Raw genomic sequence first — 18,336 nt, 5'->3', positions numbered from 1 at the left:
AAGCGAACGGCGCATTTCGCCTGATGCAACTCTCCCTTGCCTTTTCTTTGCCATTACCGCCGGATAGTTCCACTGTCATGACCGCTACCGATCCCGTCGCCAATCTCCAGACCCTGATTCGCTGCCCATCCGTTACGCCCGCCGAGGGTGGCGCGCTTTCGGCGCTGGAGGCGATGCTGTCGCCGCTCGGCTTCAAGGTGGACAAGGTGAAGGCGACGGAACCTGGCACGCCGGATATCGAGAACCTCTATGCCCGGCTCGGCAATGACGGCCCGCATTTGATGTTTGCCGGCCATACCGATGTCGTGCCAGTCGGCGACGAAGGCGCGTGGACGCATCCGCCCTTTGCCGCCGAGATCGCGGGCGGCGAATTGTTCGGTCGCGGCGCGGTCGACATGAAAGGCGGCGTCGCCTGTTTCGTGGCTGCCATCGCCCGCCATATCGAAAAGCATGGAGCGCCTAAGGGCTCTGTCTCCTTCCTGATCACCGGCGACGAGGAAGGCCCCGCTGTCAACGGCACGATCAAGCTGCTGCAATGGGCCGCCGAGCGCGGCGAACGCTGGGACGCCTGCCTTGTCGGCGAGCCGACCAACCCGAACACGCTGGGCGAGATGATCAAGATCGGCCGCCGCGGCTCGCTGTCGGGCAAGATCACGGCCCATGGCGTGCAGGGCCATGCCGCCTACCCGCATCTCGCCGACAACGCCGTGCGCGGTATCCTGCAACTGACGCAGGCGCTGATGCACCCACCCTTCGATGCCGGCACGGAAAACTTCCAGCCGTCCAATCTCGAAGTGACGACCGTCGACGTCGGCAATCCGGCGACCAATGTCGTGCCGGCCAAGGCGACGGCGAGCTTCAACATCCGCTTCAACGACACCTGGACGGCCGAGACGCTGCAACAGGAGATCATCCGCCGCCTCGACGCTGCCGCGAGCGACGGCGTGCTCCGGCCCGGCCGGGCGCCGTTCAAATACGATATCGTCTGGGCCGAGCGCCCGAGCCACGTCTTCCTCACCCGTAACAACGCGCTGATCGCCTCGCTGTCGTCGGCCATCGAAAGCGTGACCGGCCAATCGCCGGCGCTGTCGACCACGGGCGGCACGTCGGACGCGCGCTTCATCAAGGATTATTGCCCCGTCGTCGAGTTCGGCCTCGTTGGGCAGACCATGCACATGGTCGACGAACGCGTCGCCGTGGATGACCTCGAGCGGCTGACGGTCGTCTATGAAACCTTCATCGCGCGCTGGTTCGAGAATGCCGGGGTTTAGGGAAGTCCAGTACTATCTGGCCGGTCTCTGGTTGCTGATCCGAATGGATCCGGCCGGCTTCCGGTTTCTCGACATGTCGGACCGCGGCGTCAACCGCTCCTTCTGGGCCTTCGTCTGGTGCCTGCCGCCCATGGGGATTTCCTGGCTCTGGTGGCGCGAATCCTTCCTGCGCACGATGCCGCCGCACACCGATGTCGGCCTGGTCTTCTATGTTCGCTTAGGCCTGGTGGAGGCGGCCAACTGGTTCGTACCGCTGGTGCTGGCCGGCTTGCTCCTGCTTGCCATGAAGAAAGGCGAGCGCTTCTCGGCCGTCGTCGTCAGCGTCAACTGGCTGGGCGTGCCGCTCTCCTATATCAACGGCCTGCTGCTGGCGCTGGTGTTCTTCCTGCCCGGCACGATCGGCATCGTCTCGCTGCTGCTGCTTGCCTTCATGCTGGCCCAGGTCTTCGCCATCGCGCGGATCCTGCGAATGATCTTCAACGGCAACGGCCTTTTGATCGGCGCGATGACGCTGGTGCTCTTCGTGCCGGCGCTGATGCTGTCGGAATTCATGCAGCGGTTTCTGGGGATTTATCCGGTTTAACGACTGCCGACGACCTCGCCGTCTTCCTTGGTGAAGACGCCGATCGGGTTCTCCAGTATCTCCAGAACGACTTCCGACGGGCGGCAGAGGCGGGTGCCTTTAGGGGTCTGGACGATGGGGCGGTTGATGAGGATCGGGTGGGCGAGCATGGCGTCGAGGAGGTGCTCGTCGCTAAGAGCAGGATCGGCGAGGCCGAGGTCGCCGTAGGGCGTGCCCTTCTCTCTCAAGAGCGCGCGGACGGAGATGCCCATTTCGGCGATCAGCGCGACCAGCGTCTCGCGGCTTGGCGGGGTCTTCAGATATTCGATGACGACGGGTTCCTCGCCCGACTGGCGGATCATGGCCAGCGTGTTGCGCGAGGTGCCGCAGGCGGGATTATGATAGATCGTCGTCGGCATCGGGTGTTTCCGTTTCCTGTCTGCGATCGACGATCACGTCGGGATAATCGACCTGCATGAAATAAAGACCGTCGGGCGGGGCGACGGGGCCGCAGGCCTTGCGATCCCTAGCGTCCAGCGCCGCGCGGACATCATCCGGCGTCCAGCGCCCTTCGCCCGCGAGCTTCAGCGTGCCGGCGAAGGAGCGGATCTGGTTGTGCAGGAAGCTCTGGGCGGTGGCGCGGATTTCGATGAGATCGCCTGATCGCGTCACATCCAGACGATCGAGCGTGCGGATCGGGCTGTTCGCCTGGCAATGGGCGGAGCGGAAGGTGGTGAAATCGTGCTTGCCAACCAAGGTCTGGGCGGCGGCGTGCATGACCTCGTGATCGAGCGTCTTTGCCACGAACCAGGCCTTGCCGGCTTCCAGTGCCAGCGGCGCGCGGCGGCTGATGATGCGGTAAAGATAATGCCGGCGTAGCGCCGAGAAGCGTGCGTCGAAGAATTCGCTGGCACTCTCGACATCGAGGATCGCGACGCGTTCGCCTGATAGCCTCAGATGCGCATTCAGCGCGTTCTGCAGCTTGAAAGGTGACCACTCCTTCGAGAGATCGGCATGGACGACCTGGCCCATGGCATGCACGCCGGAATCGGTGCGGCCGGCACCGCGGATCGAGACGACGTCGCCGCTCGCCGACAGGATGGCCTTCTCGATCGCGCCCTGCACCGAGGGACCATTGTCCTGCCGCTGCCAGCCGACATATTGCGAGCCGTCATATTCGACGATCATGCGGTAGCGGAACATCAGGCGAGCCTCGTGCCCTTGGCAAGCGGCGTGCCGCGCAGGAAGTCGGCGGCGGCCAACGGCTTGCCGCCGGCTTTCTGCAGCTTGGTCAGTCTAACGGCGCCGGTGCCGCAGGCAATGACGAGATCATCGCTCAGCAACTCACCGGCTGCGCCCGATCCCTCGGCGCGCTCGGAGCCCAGCACCTTGACGCGCTCCGGCTTGCCGCCGTGCTCAAGCTCGAACCAGGCGCCCGGGAACGGGGCCAGGCCGCGAATGTGGTTGTGGACATCGGCGGCATCGCGCGAAAAATCGATGCGGGTTTCGGCCTTGTCGATCTTCGATGCGTAGAGCACGCCGTCCTCGGGCTGCGGCGTCAGCGGCAGGTCGCCCATCTCGAGCTTGACCATCGCTTCGGCCATCGCCTTGGCGCCAGCAAGCATCAGCCTGTCGTGCAGTTCGCCTGCCGTCATGTTTTCGCCGATCGCGACTTCGCTGGTGATGGCGACGGCGCCCGTGTCCAGCCCCTTGTCCATCTTCATCACCATCATTCCGGTCTTTTCGTCGCCGGCCATGATCGCGCGCTGGATGGGGGCGGCGCCGCGCCAGCGCGGCAGCAGCGAGGCGTGGCCGTTGTAGCAGCCATATCGCGTGCCGTTGAGGATCGCTTCGGGGAGCAGCAGCCCATAGGCGACGACCACAGCGACATCGGCCTTGTGGGCAGCGAAGCGTTCGCGCTCTTCCGGGTCCTTGAAATTGACGGGCGTGAAGACGGGCAGACCCAGGAGCTCGGCGGCTTGGTGGACCGGCGACTTCTGCAGATCCAGCCCGCGCCGGCCGCCCGGACGCGGTGGCTGCGTGTAGACCGCCAGGATCGTGTGGCCAGCGTCGACCAACGCGCGCAGCGTCGGAACGGAGAAGTCGGGCGTACCCATGAAGATGATGCGAAGAGACATTCTATGCCGCCAATTCCTGGCTCGAGGCCAATCTTGAAGATCAGCCGCCTTCAAACGGGTTTACGAGCTTGAGATCAAGCCCTTCGAAGTCTTTTGTGTTGCGCGTCGCAAGCGTGGCGCCGTGGATGAGGCAGATTGAGGCGATCATGGCGTCCTGTACAGAGATTGGCCGACCGACGGATTCGCGGCGGGCGAGGAGCTTGCCTGTCTCAATTGCCATGTGTTGCTCAAGCGCAAGGATACGGCCGCTGTAGGCGGCCAACACCTCGTCGAGCTTGTCCTTGTATCGCAGCGAGCCCGACCGAAGCCAAAAGCGTTCGGCTCCGTAAGATTGCTCCATGATGGTCACGTCGGTCAGATAGAGATCCGACATGCTTTGCGCCGCGAACCAAGCTTCGACTAAAAGGCTCGGCGTTGGTTTGCTCGTCTCGGATATGACGTTGGTATCCAGGACAATCATTCCATACCTTCGAACGGGCGACCGAAGTCCTTCTTTCGCTTCGCCTCGATCTCGTCCATGATCTTCGCGTATTCCTCGGCCTCGCGAGCTTCCGCTTCGTTTTTCGGTGCAAGGATTTCGCGCATGGTTTCCCATGCCGACTTCGTCGGCACATCGGCCCTTGCAGTATCGATTATGGCCTTCTGCAAGAGGTTCTTCGCCTCATCGGAAAGGCTGTTGCCGTTCTTTTCGGCGCGCGCGGAAATATCGCGCTTCAACGCGTCCGAGATATTGCGGATCAGAAGATCACCCATCGGCACCTCCTATTTGATATCACTGATATCATAGAAGGGCCGGGCGGTATTTTCAAGCAATCGCTCAGAGCGCCTTGGTGGTCTTGGCGGCCTTGGTGAACTTCTTGATGACCATCTCGCGCTTCAGGCGGGAGATGTGGTCGATGAAGAGCACGCCGTTCAGGTGGTCGATCTCGTGCTGCAGGCAGGTGGCGAGCAGGCTGTCTGCTTCCATCGTCTGCTCCTTGCCGTCGCGGTCGAGATACTTGACGCCGACGGTGGCCGGGCGTTCGACCTCGGCATAATAATCCGGGATGGACAGGCAGCCCTCTTCATAGACCGAGCGCTCGTCGGAGGACGAGACGATTTCGGGATTGATGAAGACGAGCGGCTGCTTTTCCTCGCCCTCGCGCGCAACGTCGATGACGAGCATGCGGCGGGCAACGCCGATCTGGATGGCGGCCAGCCCGATGCCAGGGGCATCGTACATGGTCTCCAGCATGTCGTCGGCGAGACGCTGCAGATCGCTGTCGACGCGCTCGATCGGCTTGGAAACCTGACGGAGCAGCGGATCGGGAAGAATGATGAGTGGCTTGATGGTCATGGCGTTCCCATAACCCATCTTTTTGCGGGATGGAATTATCCGATAGCCGGAGGCGGCGCTTTTTTACGCCGCCTTCGCAATTTCGACGCTTTTGCCTCAGGCGGCGCGGCGCGAGGCCTGATAGCCGGAGTGGCTGGCACCATCGGTGCGGAAGCGTTCGAGCAGGCCGACCAGACCTTCCACCTCGTTGCGCAGGCGCCGGGTTTCCGAGGAGGTGCGCTCCACCATGCCCGAATTCTGCTGGGTGATGGTGTCCATGTTGCGGATGGCGACGCTGACCTCGTTGACGCCGGTCGCCTGATCGCGCGCGGCAGCGGCGATATCGGCAACGAAGCTGCTGATGTTGTCGATGCGGTTGATCATGTCGCTGAGCGATTCGCCGGTGCTGCTGACGATGTCGACGCCCTGGTTCACCTGCGCGGAGCTCTCGGAGATCAGCTTCTTGATCTCCTTGGCGGCATCAGCCGAGCGCTGCGCCAGCTGGCGGACTTCCTGGGCGACGACGGCAAAGCCCTTGCCGGCTTCGCCTGCGCGGGCCGCTTCGACGCCTGCGTTCAGCGCGAGAAGGTTGGTCTGGAAAGCGATATCGTCGATGACGCCGATGATCTTGGTGATCTCGCTCGATGACTTCTCGATGCCGGCCATGGCGGAGACGGCGCTGGTGACCAGCTCGCCGGAGTTCTTGGCCTTCTGCTGCGTTTCGCGGACAGCTGCCGATGCCTTCTCGGCGTTGGATGCCGTCTGGCCGACGCTGACGGAGAGCTGTTGCAGGGCGGCCGAGCTTTCCTCGACGCCGGCGGCCTGCTGGGCGGTGCGCAGCGCGAGATCGTCCGAGCCCTTGGCGATCACATCGGTGCCGCGCAGGATTTCGCCGGATGTGGCGCGAACGGATGCGAAGGAGGCGCGAAGGGCTGCGACCGCGCGGTTGTAGTCGTCGCCCATATCCTTGAAATTGCCCGGCAGATCAGCCGGCAAGGTGGCTTCGAGATCGCCGCGCGACAGCGCTTCGAGACCGCGACGGAGATGGCTCAGCGCCATTGCCTGATCGGCTTCCGCCTTTTGGCGTTCCTCTTCGAGCTTCAGCCGCTTTTCTTCCAGCGCTTCCAGATAGACCGAGATCGAATAATCCATATCCAGCATCGCGGCCTTGACGACGGCGGTGAGCTTTTCGCCGAGCAGCTTGCCCTGGCCACGGCCGAAGCGCGACGGCCATTCCTTTGCCATCAACCCCTTGATCAGATCGCTCATCAGAAGCGCGTAACCGCCGATGTACCAGCGTGGCTCGAGGCCGATGCGCGCATGGGTCTTGCCGACCGCGACCACGCCCTTGACGTAGGCTTCGTCGAAATTGCCGCCGGCGAGGTTGGCCCAATGGGCTTCCTGCCGGGTCTTGGCGCTATTCATATGCGATTTGTCGGAGAAGAAGCTTGCGACCGAGGGGGTGCGCGCCAGCTTCCCGTAGAATCGTTCGAGCGCGCCGCTCAGCAGCTCCGAAATCGCCGGGCGCATCTGGCGCAGCGACTGGCGTGCGCTGTCATCCAGCTCGATGAAATCGAGGCGTTGCTTAAGACCGTTCTCAGGCTGCTGGCTGCTCATAATATATTTCTGCTTTTTCATTTGATGAAGGGCAATTTTCGCGCAGCTTTTCCCTAATATAGTTTCTTAAGCGTTAAATTATCGGGTTATTTGTTAGCTAGCGCTCGAATGCCGCATCACGCATCGTCGGAAAGACCATTTACGATGTTCACGTTTTGATCTGGAAATGCCACGCGACTTTGCTATGGTGCAATCATGACAACAAGCACCGACTCGCTTTCCGCTACCCTTTCCGGTCTCAGCCCCATGTCGCTCGCGCTTGCCGGCGCGGCACTGGCCATCGTGATCGTCTTGATGCTTGCCTTGCTCGTTCGTGGCGGCCAGGCGCGGCGCGAGCAGGCCGAGGAGGCGCTGGAGCGTGCCGCCGAGGCGGATGCGCGGATGATGGAGCTGTTGCGGATCCAATCGGAAATGCAGGGCCGAATGGCGGCGATGGCCGAGGTGTTCGGCTCGCGCCAGTCGGAGCTCAACCAGGCGATCAGCCAAAGATTGGACGGCATGTCGCAGCGGGTCAGCAGCACGATTACCGAGCAGACCAAGTCCACGCATGAAAACCTCAGGAGGCTGCAGGAGCGGCTGGCGGTGATCGATGCGGCGCAGAACAATATCCAGACGCTCGCCAAGGATGTCGTCGGGCTGCAGGCGATCCTGTCCAACAAGCAGACGCGCGGCGCCTTTGGCCAATCGCGGATGGAAACGATCGTTGCCGATGGCCTGCCGATCGGCGCCTATGCTTTCCAGCAGACGCTGAGCAACGGCTCTCGTCCGGATTGCACCATCCGCATGCCCAATGGCGCGCCGCCGCTTGTCATCGACGCGAAGTTTCCGCTGGAAGCATGGAACGCCATTCGCGATGCCGGCGGGCCGGAGCTTGCCAAGGCCGCATCGCAGCAGTTTCGGCGCGACATGGAGACCCATATCCGCGATATCGCGGAGAAGTATCTGATCCAGGGGGAGACGCAGGATACCGCGTTTCTGTTCGTGCCGTCGGAATCGATCTTCGCGGAAATTCACGAGAATTTCGAGGCGATCGTGCAGAAGGCGCATCGCGCCCGCGTGGTCATCGTTTCGCCCTCGCTGCTGATGCTGTCGATCCAGGTGATCCAGGCGGTTCTGAAGGATCAGCGGATGCAGGCGCAGGCGCATGTCATCCAGGGCGAAGTCGCCAGTCTGATGGATGATCTCGGCCGCCTCGACGACCGTGTGCGCAAGCTGCAGGGGCATTTCGCCATGGCGCAGAAGGATGTCGACATGATCGTCACCTCGGCCGACAAGCTGACCAAGCGCGGCGCCAAGATCGAGGCGCTGGAATTCGAGGGCGCGGATGCAGGCCGCGTTCCGGATGAAAATGCTCCTACATCGAAATCCGTGGAGAGTAGAACAGGACTTCTCAAGCTGAGGGTGGTTGACGACGAGTGATGCCTTCGGCAGTGTCGCGCCCGACAAAAACACTGGGAAGGACACCTCGCATGATCACCGTTTTCGGCTCCATCAACATGGACCTCATCGCCACGACGCAACGGCTTCCGAAGCCTGGCGAGACGGTGGCCGGCAACGGCTTTTCGACGGCCGCCGGCGGCAAGGGCGCCAACCAGGCGCTGGCCGCGCGTCGCGCCGGCCGCAGCGTGACCATGGCGGGCGCCGTCGGCCATGATGGCTTTTCGGACGAGGCGCTTGCGCTCCTCAAGGAGGCCGGCACCGATCTCCAGTCCGTCAAGCGCGCCGACGAGCCGACCGGAACCGCGATCATCCTCGTGGGCGGAGACGGCGAAAACATGATCGCCGTCGTGCCGGGCGCCAACGGCACGGTCACGGCGCAGGATGCGGATCAGGCTGTCGGCGCGATGAGCAAGGGCGATACGCTGATGCTGCAGCTCGAAATCCCGGTTCCATCAGTCGAGCAGGCATTGGCTGCCGCGCGCGCCAAGGGCGTCACCACCGTTCTCAATCTCGCACCGCTGATTGCGGATGCGGCGCGCCTCGGGCGCCTCGCCGATATCGTCATTGCCAACGAGACCGAGTTCGAGCTTCTGGCCGGGCAGGAAAACATGAGCGCGGAAGACCGCGAAGCCGCGCTGAAGCGCCTCAACGCCGAGACGGGGCAGACGCTGATCGTGACGCTTGGTGGCGACGGCGTGGTCGCGATCCGCGACGGCGTGATATCGCGGGCGAAGGGGTTGAAGATCGAGCCGGTGGATACGGTCGGCGCGGGTGACACCTTCTGCGGTTACTTCGCGGCCAGCCTCGACGAAGGGCTCGATTTCGAGCCGGCGCTTCGTCGCGCGGCCGTTGCCGGCTCGCTCGCATGCCTCAAGGCCGGCGCCCAGCCGTCCATTCCCTCGCGCGAAGACGTCGCAAACAAACTATAAGCGTTATCCGCCGACGACATCGGCGATGCGTTTGCTTGCGATGGGTCGAAACATCATCGCATTTCACTTAAATTTAATAGGTTTCCGGCGATCTTCCGCGTGATCGCCGGCTCCTTTCTCCAAGGGGATACGGCATTCGCCACGGCGGCTCCATGATGTAGCCGCCCTCGCTTCTTGTGCCAGCGGATGCTTCGCCCGGCCCATCCTTGATCCCCCCGAGGAATGCATGTTCATCTTTCGCATGAAATCGCTTGCGGCCAAACTCATTGTGATTACCGGCAGCGCGATCGCGCTGGTTCTCCTGATCTCCAATTTCTTCCTCATCGGCGAGACCCGTGATCGCGTGGAAACGCTGACCATGGACCAGGCAAATCTCGAGGCGAAATCAATCGCCAACGAAGTCGCGTCCTCGGTCGGCGAACTCGCGGGCGCCGCGCGCTCCATGGCCGGCGTCATCGGCCGCGGCCACGAAGGCAAGTACCTCGATCGCAAGGCGATCGTCGATATGCTGAAGGCCAATGTCGAGCGCAACCAGTTCGCCTTCGGCAGCTGGTTCGGCGAAGAGCCGAACGCATTCGACGGCCAGTCGCCGTCGCTCGCCGGCCGCACGGATCTCGGATCGGACAAGACAGGCGCGTTCAACGCCTATTGGACCAAGAAGCGGGACGGCGGCTTCACCTTCTCCGTGTTCGCATCAGACTACAAGGCCGAATGGTACAGCCTGGCCGCCGCCAGCAAGAAGGGCGCGATCTCCTCGCCCTACGCTGAAACCACCACCGGCGAAAACACCGCGATGACGTCCATTGCCTATCCCGTCATGTCGGGTGGCAAGATGATCGGCGTCAGCGGCGTCGATATTTCGCTGAAGTCTCTCGCCGACAAGCTCGGCGGACTGCACCCCTTCGGCACCGGCCGCGTGACGCTGCTCTCGCAGGGCGGCAACTGGATCGTCGCGCCGTCCAAGGATCTGGCGATGAAGCCCTACGAGGGTGAAGGTGCCGATGCGGTCAAGACCGGCCTCGCGACGCTTGCGCCTGCTGTCGTCAAGAATCTCTCGATCGATGGCGGCGAGCAGTTCGACCGCGTGGTCTATCCCTTTGCGCTCCCCGACGTGAACACCAACTGGGTCATCCTCGTCGACGTGCCGCATAGCGCGATCAACGCGCCGGTGCAGGACCAGACCTTCATGATGATCGTGGCCGGCATCGTGGTTCTGGCAGCCGTCATGCTGGCGCTCTACTTCGCTGTCCGCTCCTTCGTGCAGAAGCCGCTCGGTGGCCTCGTCGCCAGCGTCAAGATGCTGAGCGAAGGCCGCTACGAGCAGCCGGTCGCTGGCCAGGATCGCTCGGACGAAACCGGTTCCGTCGCCAAGGCGCTCGAAGGCTTCCGCCATGCGCTCGCCGACAGCCGCCGTCTCGAAGCAGAAGCCAAGAGCCAGCGCCAGGAAGCGGAAGACGAGCGCGGCCGCTCGGAAAGCGAACGCCAGCAGTCGGTTTCGCTACAGCGCCACATCGTGTCCATCGTCGGCGCCGGTCTGTCCGAGCTGTCGCAGGGCAATCTCAGCCACCGCATTACCGATGAATTCCCGGGCGAATACGGCAAGCTGAAGCAGGACTTCAACGCGGCGCTGGCTGCCCTTGAAGAAACCATCACGACGATGAACCTCAGCGTCGTCAACATCGGCTCCGGCACCAGCGAGATCAGCGGCAGCGCGTCTGATCTCGCCAAGCGCACGGAACAGCAGGCGGCAAGCCTGGAAGAAACGGCTGCGGCCCTGAACGAGCTGACCGCACAGGTCAACTCCAGCGCCGACAATGCGCGCACGGCTGCCGACAACGTCAACCACGCCTGCGAGGATGCGGAACGCTCCGGCGACGTCGTGCGAAAGGCGATCGCCTCGATGCACGGGATCGAGCAGTCCTCCACAGAGGTTTCGCGCATCATCGGCGTCATCGACGAGATCGCGTTCCAGACCAACCTGCTGGCGCTCAACGCCGGTGTCGAGGCCGCGCGTGCTGGTGAAGCCGGCAAGGGCTTTGCGGTCGTTGCCCAGGAGGTTCGCGAACTGGCACAGCGTTCGGCGAACGCCGCCAAGGAGATCAAGACGCTCATCAACACCTCGGCCGTTCAGGTCAAGGAAGGCGTCGATCTCGTCGGCCGGGCCGGCGATACGCTGCACAACATCTCCGAGCAGGTGATGCGCATCAATGGTCTGATCCGGGAAATCTCGGCATCGGCCAGCGAGCAAGCGATCGGCCTCAAGGAAGTCAGCCAGGCGATGAACCAGATGGACCAGGTGACGCAGCAGAACGCCGCCATGGTCGAGGAGACCACCGCGGCCAGCGTCACGCTGAACGAAGAGGCACAGACGCTGCAGCATCTCGTCGCCCGCTTCCGCGTCAGCAACGCCAACCATGGCGCATCGCTGCGCTCAACCGCTCAGCAGATGCGGGCACCGGCGGCACCGAGCTATCGTCCGTCGTCGCAGCCGAGCTACCGCCAGGCAGCCGCCCCTGCCCCGCGCCGCGCCGTTGCGCAGTCACACGGATCGGCAGCCGTCGCTCAGGACAATTGGGAAGAGTTCTGAGCCGATCGGCTGAGCCAAAACAAAAAAAGAGGCGCCGGAGCGATCCGGCGCCTCTTTTCATTTGAATTGAATAGCATCAGGCCGCGTTGGAGGTCTGCTCTTCATTGAGGAAAGCGTAGATCGCAGAGGCGCTATCGGTGGCGCGCAGCTTGGCCACGAGATCGTGGTCGCGCAGCACGCGGGCGATGCGCGACAGGGCCTTCAGGTGATCGGCGCCGGCGCCCTCGGGCGCCAGAAGCAGGAAGACGAGATCGACCGGCTGATCGTCCAGCGCTTCGAAATCGACCGGCTGGTCGAGACGCGCGAAGATGCCGACGATGGAATTGACGCTTGCCAGCTTGCCGTGTGGAATGGCGATGCCATTGCCGACGCCGGTGGAACCAAGCCGCTCGCGCTGCAGGACAACGTCAAAAATCTCGCGCTCGGACAGCCCGGTGACTTTCGACGCCTTGGCCGACAATTCCTGCAGGAGCTGTTTCTTGGAGTTGACCCTGAGAGCGGGAATGATCGCATTCTGCTGCAGCAAATCTGCCAAAGCCATTTCTTTTTCCTTTTGTGCCAAGCCGGGGGAGCGGCAGATGCCTGCCGCTCCGCTCCGTTTTCTCAGCTTTTGATGTTGGCTGCGTCTATCCAGCCAATGTTGCCGTCGTGCCGACGGTAAACGATGTTCAACTGTTCGTTACCCGGGCTGCGGAAGAGCAACAGGGGCTCGTCCGTCATGTCGAGCGCCATCACGGCGGTCGCGACGGACATGGTCTTCATCTGCTTGGTGCTTTCGGCAACGATCGCTGGTGCGAAATCATCGGCGATCTCGTCGTCATGATCCGGCATGCCATCCATGACGGTGTAGGCGACTTCTGCAAAACCATTCAGATGATTCCCGGCATGGTGATCCTTGAGCTTGCGCTTGTAACGGCGAAGTCGCTTCTCGATACGCTCGGAAGCGGCGTCGAATGCCAACTGCGGATCCATTGCCTCGCCGGCCGCGTGCAAAATCACGCCACTGTCGAGATGAACCTTGCAATCGGCGGCGAAACGGGCGTTGGCCTTTTGTACGATCACTTGACCAGAATACCCTCCGTCGAAGTATTTCGTGACGGCCACGGCAATTTGGTCCTCTATCCGCTGACGGAACGAGTCACCAATTTCCATATGTTTACCGGATACACGCACACTCATGGAGTTTCCCTTCTTATGTGGTTTGCGAGTACCAGTTTACGCCAAGCCTGACTCTCATCCAAGCACTTCGCGCAATCTCAAGCAAGATCGGCCGAAGTTCTCGGCAGTGGGCGCCCTTAGGATTGATGGGGATAACCTCAGACACCATTCACAGCGTCAATTTGGCGCGGCTTCTAGCCAGAAGTTACCAAAAAGTCAACACACGCCCTGTTTTCTCGCGGGGGCGGGACGCGTCGGCCGCAACAGACCGAACTCCTCAGAAGCCCGCGACCTTCGCGAGCGCCCGCTTTTCCCGCCGGCGCTGGACGGAAGAAGCGATATTCATGGCTTCACGATACTTCGCGACCGTTCTGCGGGCAAGCTCCACCCCACTCCCCTTTAGGATGTCCACGATATCATCATCTGAGAGTACGGCGTCGGGGCTTTCCTGCGCGATAAGCGCGCGGATCTTGTGACGGACGGCTTCCGCCGAGTGACTATCGCCACCTTCCACCGCGCTGATCGACACCGTGAAGAAGTATTTGAGCTCGAACAGGCCGCGCGGCGTCAGCATGTACTTGTTCGAAGTCACACGGCTGACGGTGGATTCATGCATCTTGATGGCGTCGGCCACGGTCTTCAGATTGAGCGGGCGCAGATGGTCGACACCATGGAGCAGGAAGGCATCCTGCTGGCGGACGATTTCGGTCGCCACCTTCATGATCGTCTTGGCGCGCTGATCAAGACTGCGGGTCAGCCAGTTGGCGGTCTGCAGGCACTCCGAGAGGAAAGCGTGATCATCGCCGTTCTTGGTGACCTTGGCGAAATAGGCCTGGTTCACGAGCACGCGCGGCAGTGTATCCGGGTTGAGCTCCACCAGCCAGCTGCCGTCGGCGCTCGGCCGCACGACGACGTCGGGCATGATGGCCTCCGACACCGCCGTCTCGAAACCGCTGCCCGGCTTGGGGTTCAGCTGGCGGATCTCGCTCAGCATGTCGAGCAGATCCTCTTCATCGACACCGCAGAGCCGCTTCAGCGTCGCGAAGTCGCGACGGGCCAGCAATTCGAGATTGCCGACGAAGGCCTGCATGGCCGGATCGAGGCGGTCCTTCTGGCGCAGCTGGATCGCCAGGCATTCCGACAGGTTGCGGGCGAAGACACCGGGCGGATCGAGCGTCTGCAGCGCGGCCAGAACCCGCTCCACATCGGCAGCACCAGCACCGAGCCGCTCGGCTGCCTCGTTGAGATCGGCGTGGAGATAGCCTGCCTCGTCGAGCTGGTCGGCGAGGTATTGGCCGATCAGCTGGTCGGCCATGTCGGGAAGGACGAAAGGCATCTGCTGGGCGAGATGATCACGCAGAGAGACCTGGCCGGCGACGAAATCGTCGAGGTCATAGCCATCGGCACCGCCCTCGCCGCCACCCGGCATGGATTTCCACTGGCTGATCAATTCGGGAGCGTCGGCGCGCTGCGGCACGCCGTCATCAGGAAAGACGTTGTCATAGTTGGCGTCGAGTTCGTCGCTCATTCTGGTGGCGCCGGCGCCATCGGCACGATCGGACCAATCGCCGGACATTACTTCGGAGCGGCTGTCGTAATCGTCGTCGAAGCTTTGCTCTTCGGCCTGGCGGGAATGGCCATCGTCGTCATCGCCGGCGCGCTCACTGCCTGTTTCGGCGTCATTTGACGGAAACTCAAGCAGCGGGTTCTTTTCGACTTCCTGGGCGATGAACTGATTGAGCTCGAAATGCGTCATCTGAAGCAGCTGGATGGACTGCATCAGCTGTGGTGTCATCACCAGCGATTGGCTTTGGCGCAGGTATAAATTGGCCGAAAGTGCCATGATGGACGCAAAACTCCCGCTCGGTTCCTCCGGGAAACAGTGTCCTATAACGGGGCTAAGGCCACTGAAATCCAAGTTGGCCCAAAAATTGCTTTTTTATTCTATTTGGTCAAGCGGAACTATGCGGGAAGGTGAATTTCCGCTGCGGGAGCCCCATGATTAAAGGGGCTCACGATCAAAAAAGATAAGCAATCAGAGGCTGAAGTTGTCGCCGAGATAAAGCCTGCGGACTTCGGCATTGTTAACAATGTCGTTTGCCCGGCCATGCGTCAATACTTCGCCCGCATGGATAATATAGGCGCGGTCGATCAGCCCGAGCGTCTCGCGCACATTGTGGTCGGTGATCAAGACACCGATGCCACGCGCCGTCAGGTGATGGACGAGGTTCTGGATGTCGGAGACCGAGATCGGATCGACGCCCGCGAAGGGTTCGTCGAGCAGCATGAAGGTCGGGTCTGTCGCCAGTGCGCGGGCGATTTCCAGGCGGCGGCGCTCACCGCCGGACAGGGAGACCGCGGCACTCTTGCGCAGCTTGCGAATGTGGAATTCGTCGAGCAGCTCGTCGAGCTTCTTTTCGCGCGCCGCCTTGTCCTTCACATGCACTTCGAGAACGGCGCGGATATTCTCCTCGACCGTCAGCCCGCGAAAGATCGAGGCTTCCTGCGGCAGATAGCCGACGCCGAGGCGCGAGCGGCGATACATCGGCATCGACGTCACATCGTTGCCGTCGATCTCGATCGTGCCTTCGTCGACAGGGACAAGGCCGGTGATCATGTAGAAACAGGTCGTCTTGCCGGCGCCGTTCGGGCCGAGCAGGCCGACGGCCTCGCCACGACGCACGACCAGCGACACGCCGTTGACGACGCGGCGGGTGCTGTACGTCTTCGTCAGACCGCGCGCGATCAGGGTTCCCTGATAGCGGCTCTTGTCAACGGCGCCATCTGCGGCGGCCTGTTGCCCGGTCTTGCCGAACATATTCGATAGCGAGAATAATTTCACGTGGCAGCCGGGGTCAGTTCTTTTTCTGGGATTGCGGATCGAGCTGGATCTGGACGCGGCCCCCGCAGCTGTCCAACTGTGCCTGACCCGTTTCCATGTGCACCGTCAGCTGGCAGCCGGTAAAGACATTGCCGCCGTCGGTCAGAACGACCTTGTCGCCCTTCAGGATGAAGAGCTGCTTTGCCATGTCGAACGAACCGTTATCGGCGGTCGCGGTCTGCGTGCCCGAGGTGAGGTACACCTTGTTCGTCACGATGATGTGGTCGATGTCAGTGTTGCCCGACGACATCGAGGATGCCGGCGTCGTGGTTTCCGACGCCTTGGTCGCAGGCGCGGCACCATCGGCAGCACCCTTTGCCTTGTAGAAGACGGTCATGTGGCCGGCCTGCAGCGTGGTCGTTCCCTGAACGACCTTGACGTTGCCGGTGAAGTCGGCGGTGTGATCCTGATCGTGGATCTCAAGCTTGTCGCTTTCAATCTGGATCGGCTGATCCTTGTTGAGCTTCAGTCCGCTCATCTGGCTGGTCGTCGCCTGCGCCATCGCGGCTCCGGCCAACAGCAGGAGTGCAAGCGCACCGTTCGTGAATACTGCGCCCGCCTTGCGGGTAGAAATGCGACAATCTTTTGCCATGGTGACCCGGGTTAAGTGCCCTGTTTGCGGATAGCGGTGGGGTTCACATTCATTCGAACGTTCCCCTCGAATGTGATCGTCCGTCCCTTATCTGTCATCTTGAGCGAGCGCGCAACAACCGATGCGCCATCTTTTTTGATGTCGACAGGGTCGCTGGTTGTAAGCTTTCCGCCTTTCACATCGACCTGCGCGGTCTGGAATTTGGCGGTCAGGCCGTCGCTCATGTTGATGACGAAGGGTGACGTGATGTTCAGATTGTCGGTCGCGCGATCATAATCGGCGGTCGTCGCCTCGACGCGGGCGACCACATCGTCCTTGACCGGAACCACTGCCTTGACCGTCTCGAGCGAGATCAGGTTCGGGTTCTTGATGTCCTGCAGCGCCCGTTCGGCGAGCATCGAATAGTTGATACCGGAGGCGTTGCGGCCAGCGATCGCCGGCTTCAGCATCACGACCTTGCCGTTTTCGATCCTGGCGCCTTCGATCTTGATGTTCTCGGGCAGATAGGTGCGGATGACCGACACGCCGATAAAGGCGAGCGACACGATCACGGCGGCGACCGGCAGCAGAACCTTCAGCCGGCGAACGCGGGCGGAGTGAAACCGCGCGGCGCCATAGGCACTTTGCGCGGGCTTCGCATAGGCAGCCTGTCCGCCATTATCCAAGGTGTTGAGCATTCATTCGGTCCGTGTCGATGATAGGACGGCGTATATAGGGAGCGCTTTCGCCCGATCACAGTTCATTTCGCATTATTACACTGACTTGCCAATATGGATTTTTTTCTGCAACAAGCAAGAAAACCGCAAAACCAATCGACACAGCGTTAACGCATATCTATGCACTCTACGTAAGAAGAGTTGCGTCAGACTTGCCGACCGGAGGAATAAATGGACAGCTCCATGATCGCAGATCGCCGCAGGCTGCGCCGCAAGGTCGGATTCTGGCGCGTCGTGGCGGTACTGCTTCTTCTCGCGCTGGCGCTTGCTTTCTACGGCTTCGTCTTCGCCGACAATGCAAACCGGCGTCCTCATGTCGCACATGTGACGATCTCCGGACTGATCACCGACGACAGCGAATTGCTTGAGCGGCTTGCCAAGATCAAGGACGAAGACGCGGTGAAGGCGCTGGTCGTCTCCATTTCCTCGCCTGGCGGCACGACCTATGGCGGCGAGCGGATCTTCAAGGCGATCCGGGCGATCGCCGCCAAGAAGCCCGTGGTCTCCGATGTCCGCACGCTTGCGGCCTCCGCCGGCTACATGATCGCGACAGCAGGCGATACGATCATCGCCGGCGACAGCTCGATCACCGGCTCGATCGGGGTGATCTTCCAGTATCCGCAGGTGAAACCGCTGCTCGACAAGATCGGCGTCTCCATGGAAGAGATCAAATCCTCGCCGCTGAAGGCGGAGCCCTCGCCCTTCCATCCGGCCAGCGAAGAAGCCAAGGCGATGATCAACAACATGATCATCGACAGCTATGCCTGGTTCGTCGATCTGGTGGCCGATCGCCGCAAGCTGCCGCGCGAGGACGTGCTGAAGCTTGCCGACGGCACCATCTTTACCGGGCGCCAGGCGCTGAAGATGAAGCTCATCGACCAGCTCGGCGGCGACGACGAAATCCGCGCCTATCTCGCCACCAAGAACGTCAGCAAGGACCTGCCGGAGATCGATTGGAACAAGAAGAGCAGCACGCCGTTCCTTCTCGCAGGCGCGGCCTCGCAGATCCTCACGCTTCTCGGTTACGGCGATCTCGCCAGAAGCCAGGACCTCACGGGAATTCTGCCGCAGAAGTTGCTTCTTGACGGGCTCGTTTCAGTTTGGCAGGTTGGCCATGATTGATAAGAAAT

General features: G+C 61.8%; 19 protein-coding genes. 6 read left to right on the top strand and 13 right to left on the bottom strand.

Features of this window, described 5'->3' with window-relative positions:
* Positions 1-77 precede the first annotated feature (77 nt).
* A complete protein-coding gene (dapE, locus tag ACODTZ_RS09370) occupies positions 78-1,271 on the top strand; it encodes a succinyl-diaminopimelate desuccinylase (protein WP_489025307.1) in 1,194 nt (397 codons plus the stop codon).
* Positions 1,258-1,854 (top strand): hypothetical protein, encoded by a 597-nt coding sequence (locus tag ACODTZ_RS09365; protein WP_018898233.1) that lies wholly within the window; start codon positions 1,258-1,260, stop codon positions 1,852-1,854. Before dapE ends, ACODTZ_RS09365 begins: the two co-directional genes overlap by 14 nt.
* On the opposite strand, the gene arsC is transcribed toward ACODTZ_RS09365, so the two are convergent.
* From arsC to ACODTZ_RS09330, 7 genes are all read right to left on the bottom strand, one after another.
* Positions 1,851-2,252, bottom strand: a complete 402-nt coding sequence (gene arsC / locus ACODTZ_RS09360) for an arsenate reductase (glutaredoxin) (protein WP_489025305.1) — start codon at positions 2,250-2,252, stop codon at positions 1,851-1,853. The two genes, ACODTZ_RS09365 and arsC, sit on opposite strands and share 4 nt — an antisense overlap.
* Entirely contained in the window at positions 2,230-3,036 is an 807-nt protein-coding gene (gene truA / locus ACODTZ_RS09355; RefSeq protein WP_489025303.1) for a tRNA pseudouridine(38-40) synthase TruA, read from the bottom strand. The genes arsC and truA overlap by 23 nt, the downstream gene beginning before the upstream one ends.
* On the bottom strand, positions 3,036-3,971 hold the full coding sequence (gene fmt, locus ACODTZ_RS09350; RefSeq protein ID WP_489025301.1) for a methionyl-tRNA formyltransferase: 936 nt from the start codon (positions 3,969-3,971) through the stop codon (positions 3,036-3,038). The genes truA and fmt overlap by 1 nt, the downstream gene beginning before the upstream one ends.
* Before the next feature lie 40 nt (positions 3,972-4,011).
* Positions 4,012-4,431 carry a type II toxin-antitoxin system VapC family toxin gene (locus ACODTZ_RS09345; RefSeq protein WP_113011005.1) on the bottom strand — a complete coding sequence of 140 codons (420 nt, stop codon included), beginning with the start codon at positions 4,429-4,431 and terminating at the stop codon, positions 4,012-4,014.
* Positions 4,428-4,724 carry a FitA-like ribbon-helix-helix domain-containing protein gene (locus ACODTZ_RS09340; RefSeq protein WP_489025300.1) on the bottom strand — a complete coding sequence of 99 codons (297 nt, stop codon included), beginning with the start codon at positions 4,722-4,724 and terminating at the stop codon, positions 4,428-4,430. The genes ACODTZ_RS09345 and ACODTZ_RS09340 overlap by 4 nt, the downstream gene beginning before the upstream one ends.
* A 64-nt stretch (positions 4,725-4,788) precedes the next feature.
* Positions 4,789-5,307, bottom strand: a complete 519-nt coding sequence (gene def, locus ACODTZ_RS09335; RefSeq protein ID WP_026282951.1) for a peptide deformylase — start codon at positions 5,305-5,307, stop codon at positions 4,789-4,791.
* Between the two features lie 96 nt (positions 5,308-5,403).
* Positions 5,404-6,903: a methyl-accepting chemotaxis protein gene (locus ACODTZ_RS09330; RefSeq protein ID WP_489025298.1), complete on the bottom strand. Its 1,500-nt coding sequence runs from the start codon at positions 6,901-6,903 to the stop codon at positions 5,404-5,406.
* A gap of 195 nt (positions 6,904-7,098) precedes the next feature.
* Between ACODTZ_RS09330 and ACODTZ_RS09325 the strand changes: the two genes are divergently transcribed.
* The 3 genes from ACODTZ_RS09325 (at position 7,099) to ACODTZ_RS09315 (ending at position 11,859) form a co-directional block, all read left to right on the top strand.
* The gene (locus ACODTZ_RS09325; protein WP_489025296.1) at positions 7,099-8,322 is read left to right on the top strand and encodes a DNA recombination protein RmuC; all 1,224 of its coding nucleotides are present in this window, start codon (positions 7,099-7,101) and stop codon (positions 8,320-8,322) included.
* 50 nt (positions 8,323-8,372) lie between these two features.
* Positions 8,373-9,272 (top strand): ribokinase, encoded by a 900-nt coding sequence (locus ACODTZ_RS09320; protein ID WP_489025294.1) that lies wholly within the window; start codon positions 8,373-8,375, stop codon positions 9,270-9,272.
* 226 nt (positions 9,273-9,498) lie between these two features.
* Complete coding sequence (locus ACODTZ_RS09315) at positions 9,499-11,859, top strand: methyl-accepting chemotaxis protein (protein WP_489025292.1); 2,361 nt, start codon at positions 9,499-9,501, stop codon at positions 11,857-11,859.
* Between the two features lie 76 nt (positions 11,860-11,935).
* Here ACODTZ_RS09315 and ptsN read toward each other — a convergent pair whose 3' ends face one another.
* The 6 genes from ptsN to lptC form a co-directional block, all read right to left on the bottom strand.
* On the bottom strand, positions 11,936-12,400 hold the full coding sequence (gene ptsN, locus ACODTZ_RS09310; RefSeq protein WP_018898220.1) for a PTS IIA-like nitrogen regulatory protein PtsN: 465 nt from the start codon (positions 12,398-12,400) through the stop codon (positions 11,936-11,938).
* 62 nt (positions 12,401-12,462) lie between these two features.
* Positions 12,463-13,038: a ribosome hibernation-promoting factor, HPF/YfiA family gene (gene hpf, locus ACODTZ_RS09305; RefSeq protein WP_026282950.1), complete on the bottom strand. Its 576-nt coding sequence runs from the start codon at positions 13,036-13,038 to the stop codon at positions 12,463-12,465.
* Positions 13,039-13,294: 256 nt separating this feature from the next.
* A complete protein-coding gene (rpoN, locus tag ACODTZ_RS09300) occupies positions 13,295-14,860 on the bottom strand; it encodes an RNA polymerase factor sigma-54 (RefSeq protein ID WP_489025290.1) in 1,566 nt (521 codons plus the stop codon).
* A 192-nt stretch (positions 14,861-15,052) separates the two neighbouring features.
* Positions 15,053-15,835 (bottom strand): LPS export ABC transporter ATP-binding protein, encoded by a 783-nt coding sequence (gene lptB, locus ACODTZ_RS09295; RefSeq protein WP_047507090.1) that lies wholly within the window; start codon positions 15,833-15,835, stop codon positions 15,053-15,055.
* 37 nt (positions 15,836-15,872) lie between these two features.
* A complete protein-coding gene (locus ACODTZ_RS09290; protein ID WP_112981929.1) occupies positions 15,873-16,490 on the bottom strand; it encodes an LptA/OstA family protein in 618 nt (205 codons plus the stop codon).
* A gap of 11 nt (positions 16,491-16,501) precedes the next feature.
* Positions 16,502-17,167, bottom strand: a complete 666-nt coding sequence (gene lptC, locus ACODTZ_RS09285) for an LPS export ABC transporter periplasmic protein LptC (RefSeq protein WP_047507087.1) — start codon at positions 17,165-17,167, stop codon at positions 16,502-16,504.
* 210 nt (positions 17,168-17,377) lie between these two features.
* On the opposite strand from lptC, the gene sppA reads away from it, so the two are divergent.
* Positions 17,378-18,328 carry a signal peptide peptidase SppA gene (gene sppA, locus ACODTZ_RS09280; protein WP_489025287.1) on the top strand — a complete coding sequence of 317 codons (951 nt, stop codon included), beginning with the start codon at positions 17,378-17,380 and terminating at the stop codon, positions 18,326-18,328.
* Positions 18,329-18,336 lie beyond the last annotated feature (8 nt).

The sequence above is a fragment of the Rhizobium sp. FG113 genome (assembly GCF_057809895.1).
This window is presented reverse-complemented; position numbering and strand designations above follow the sequence as displayed.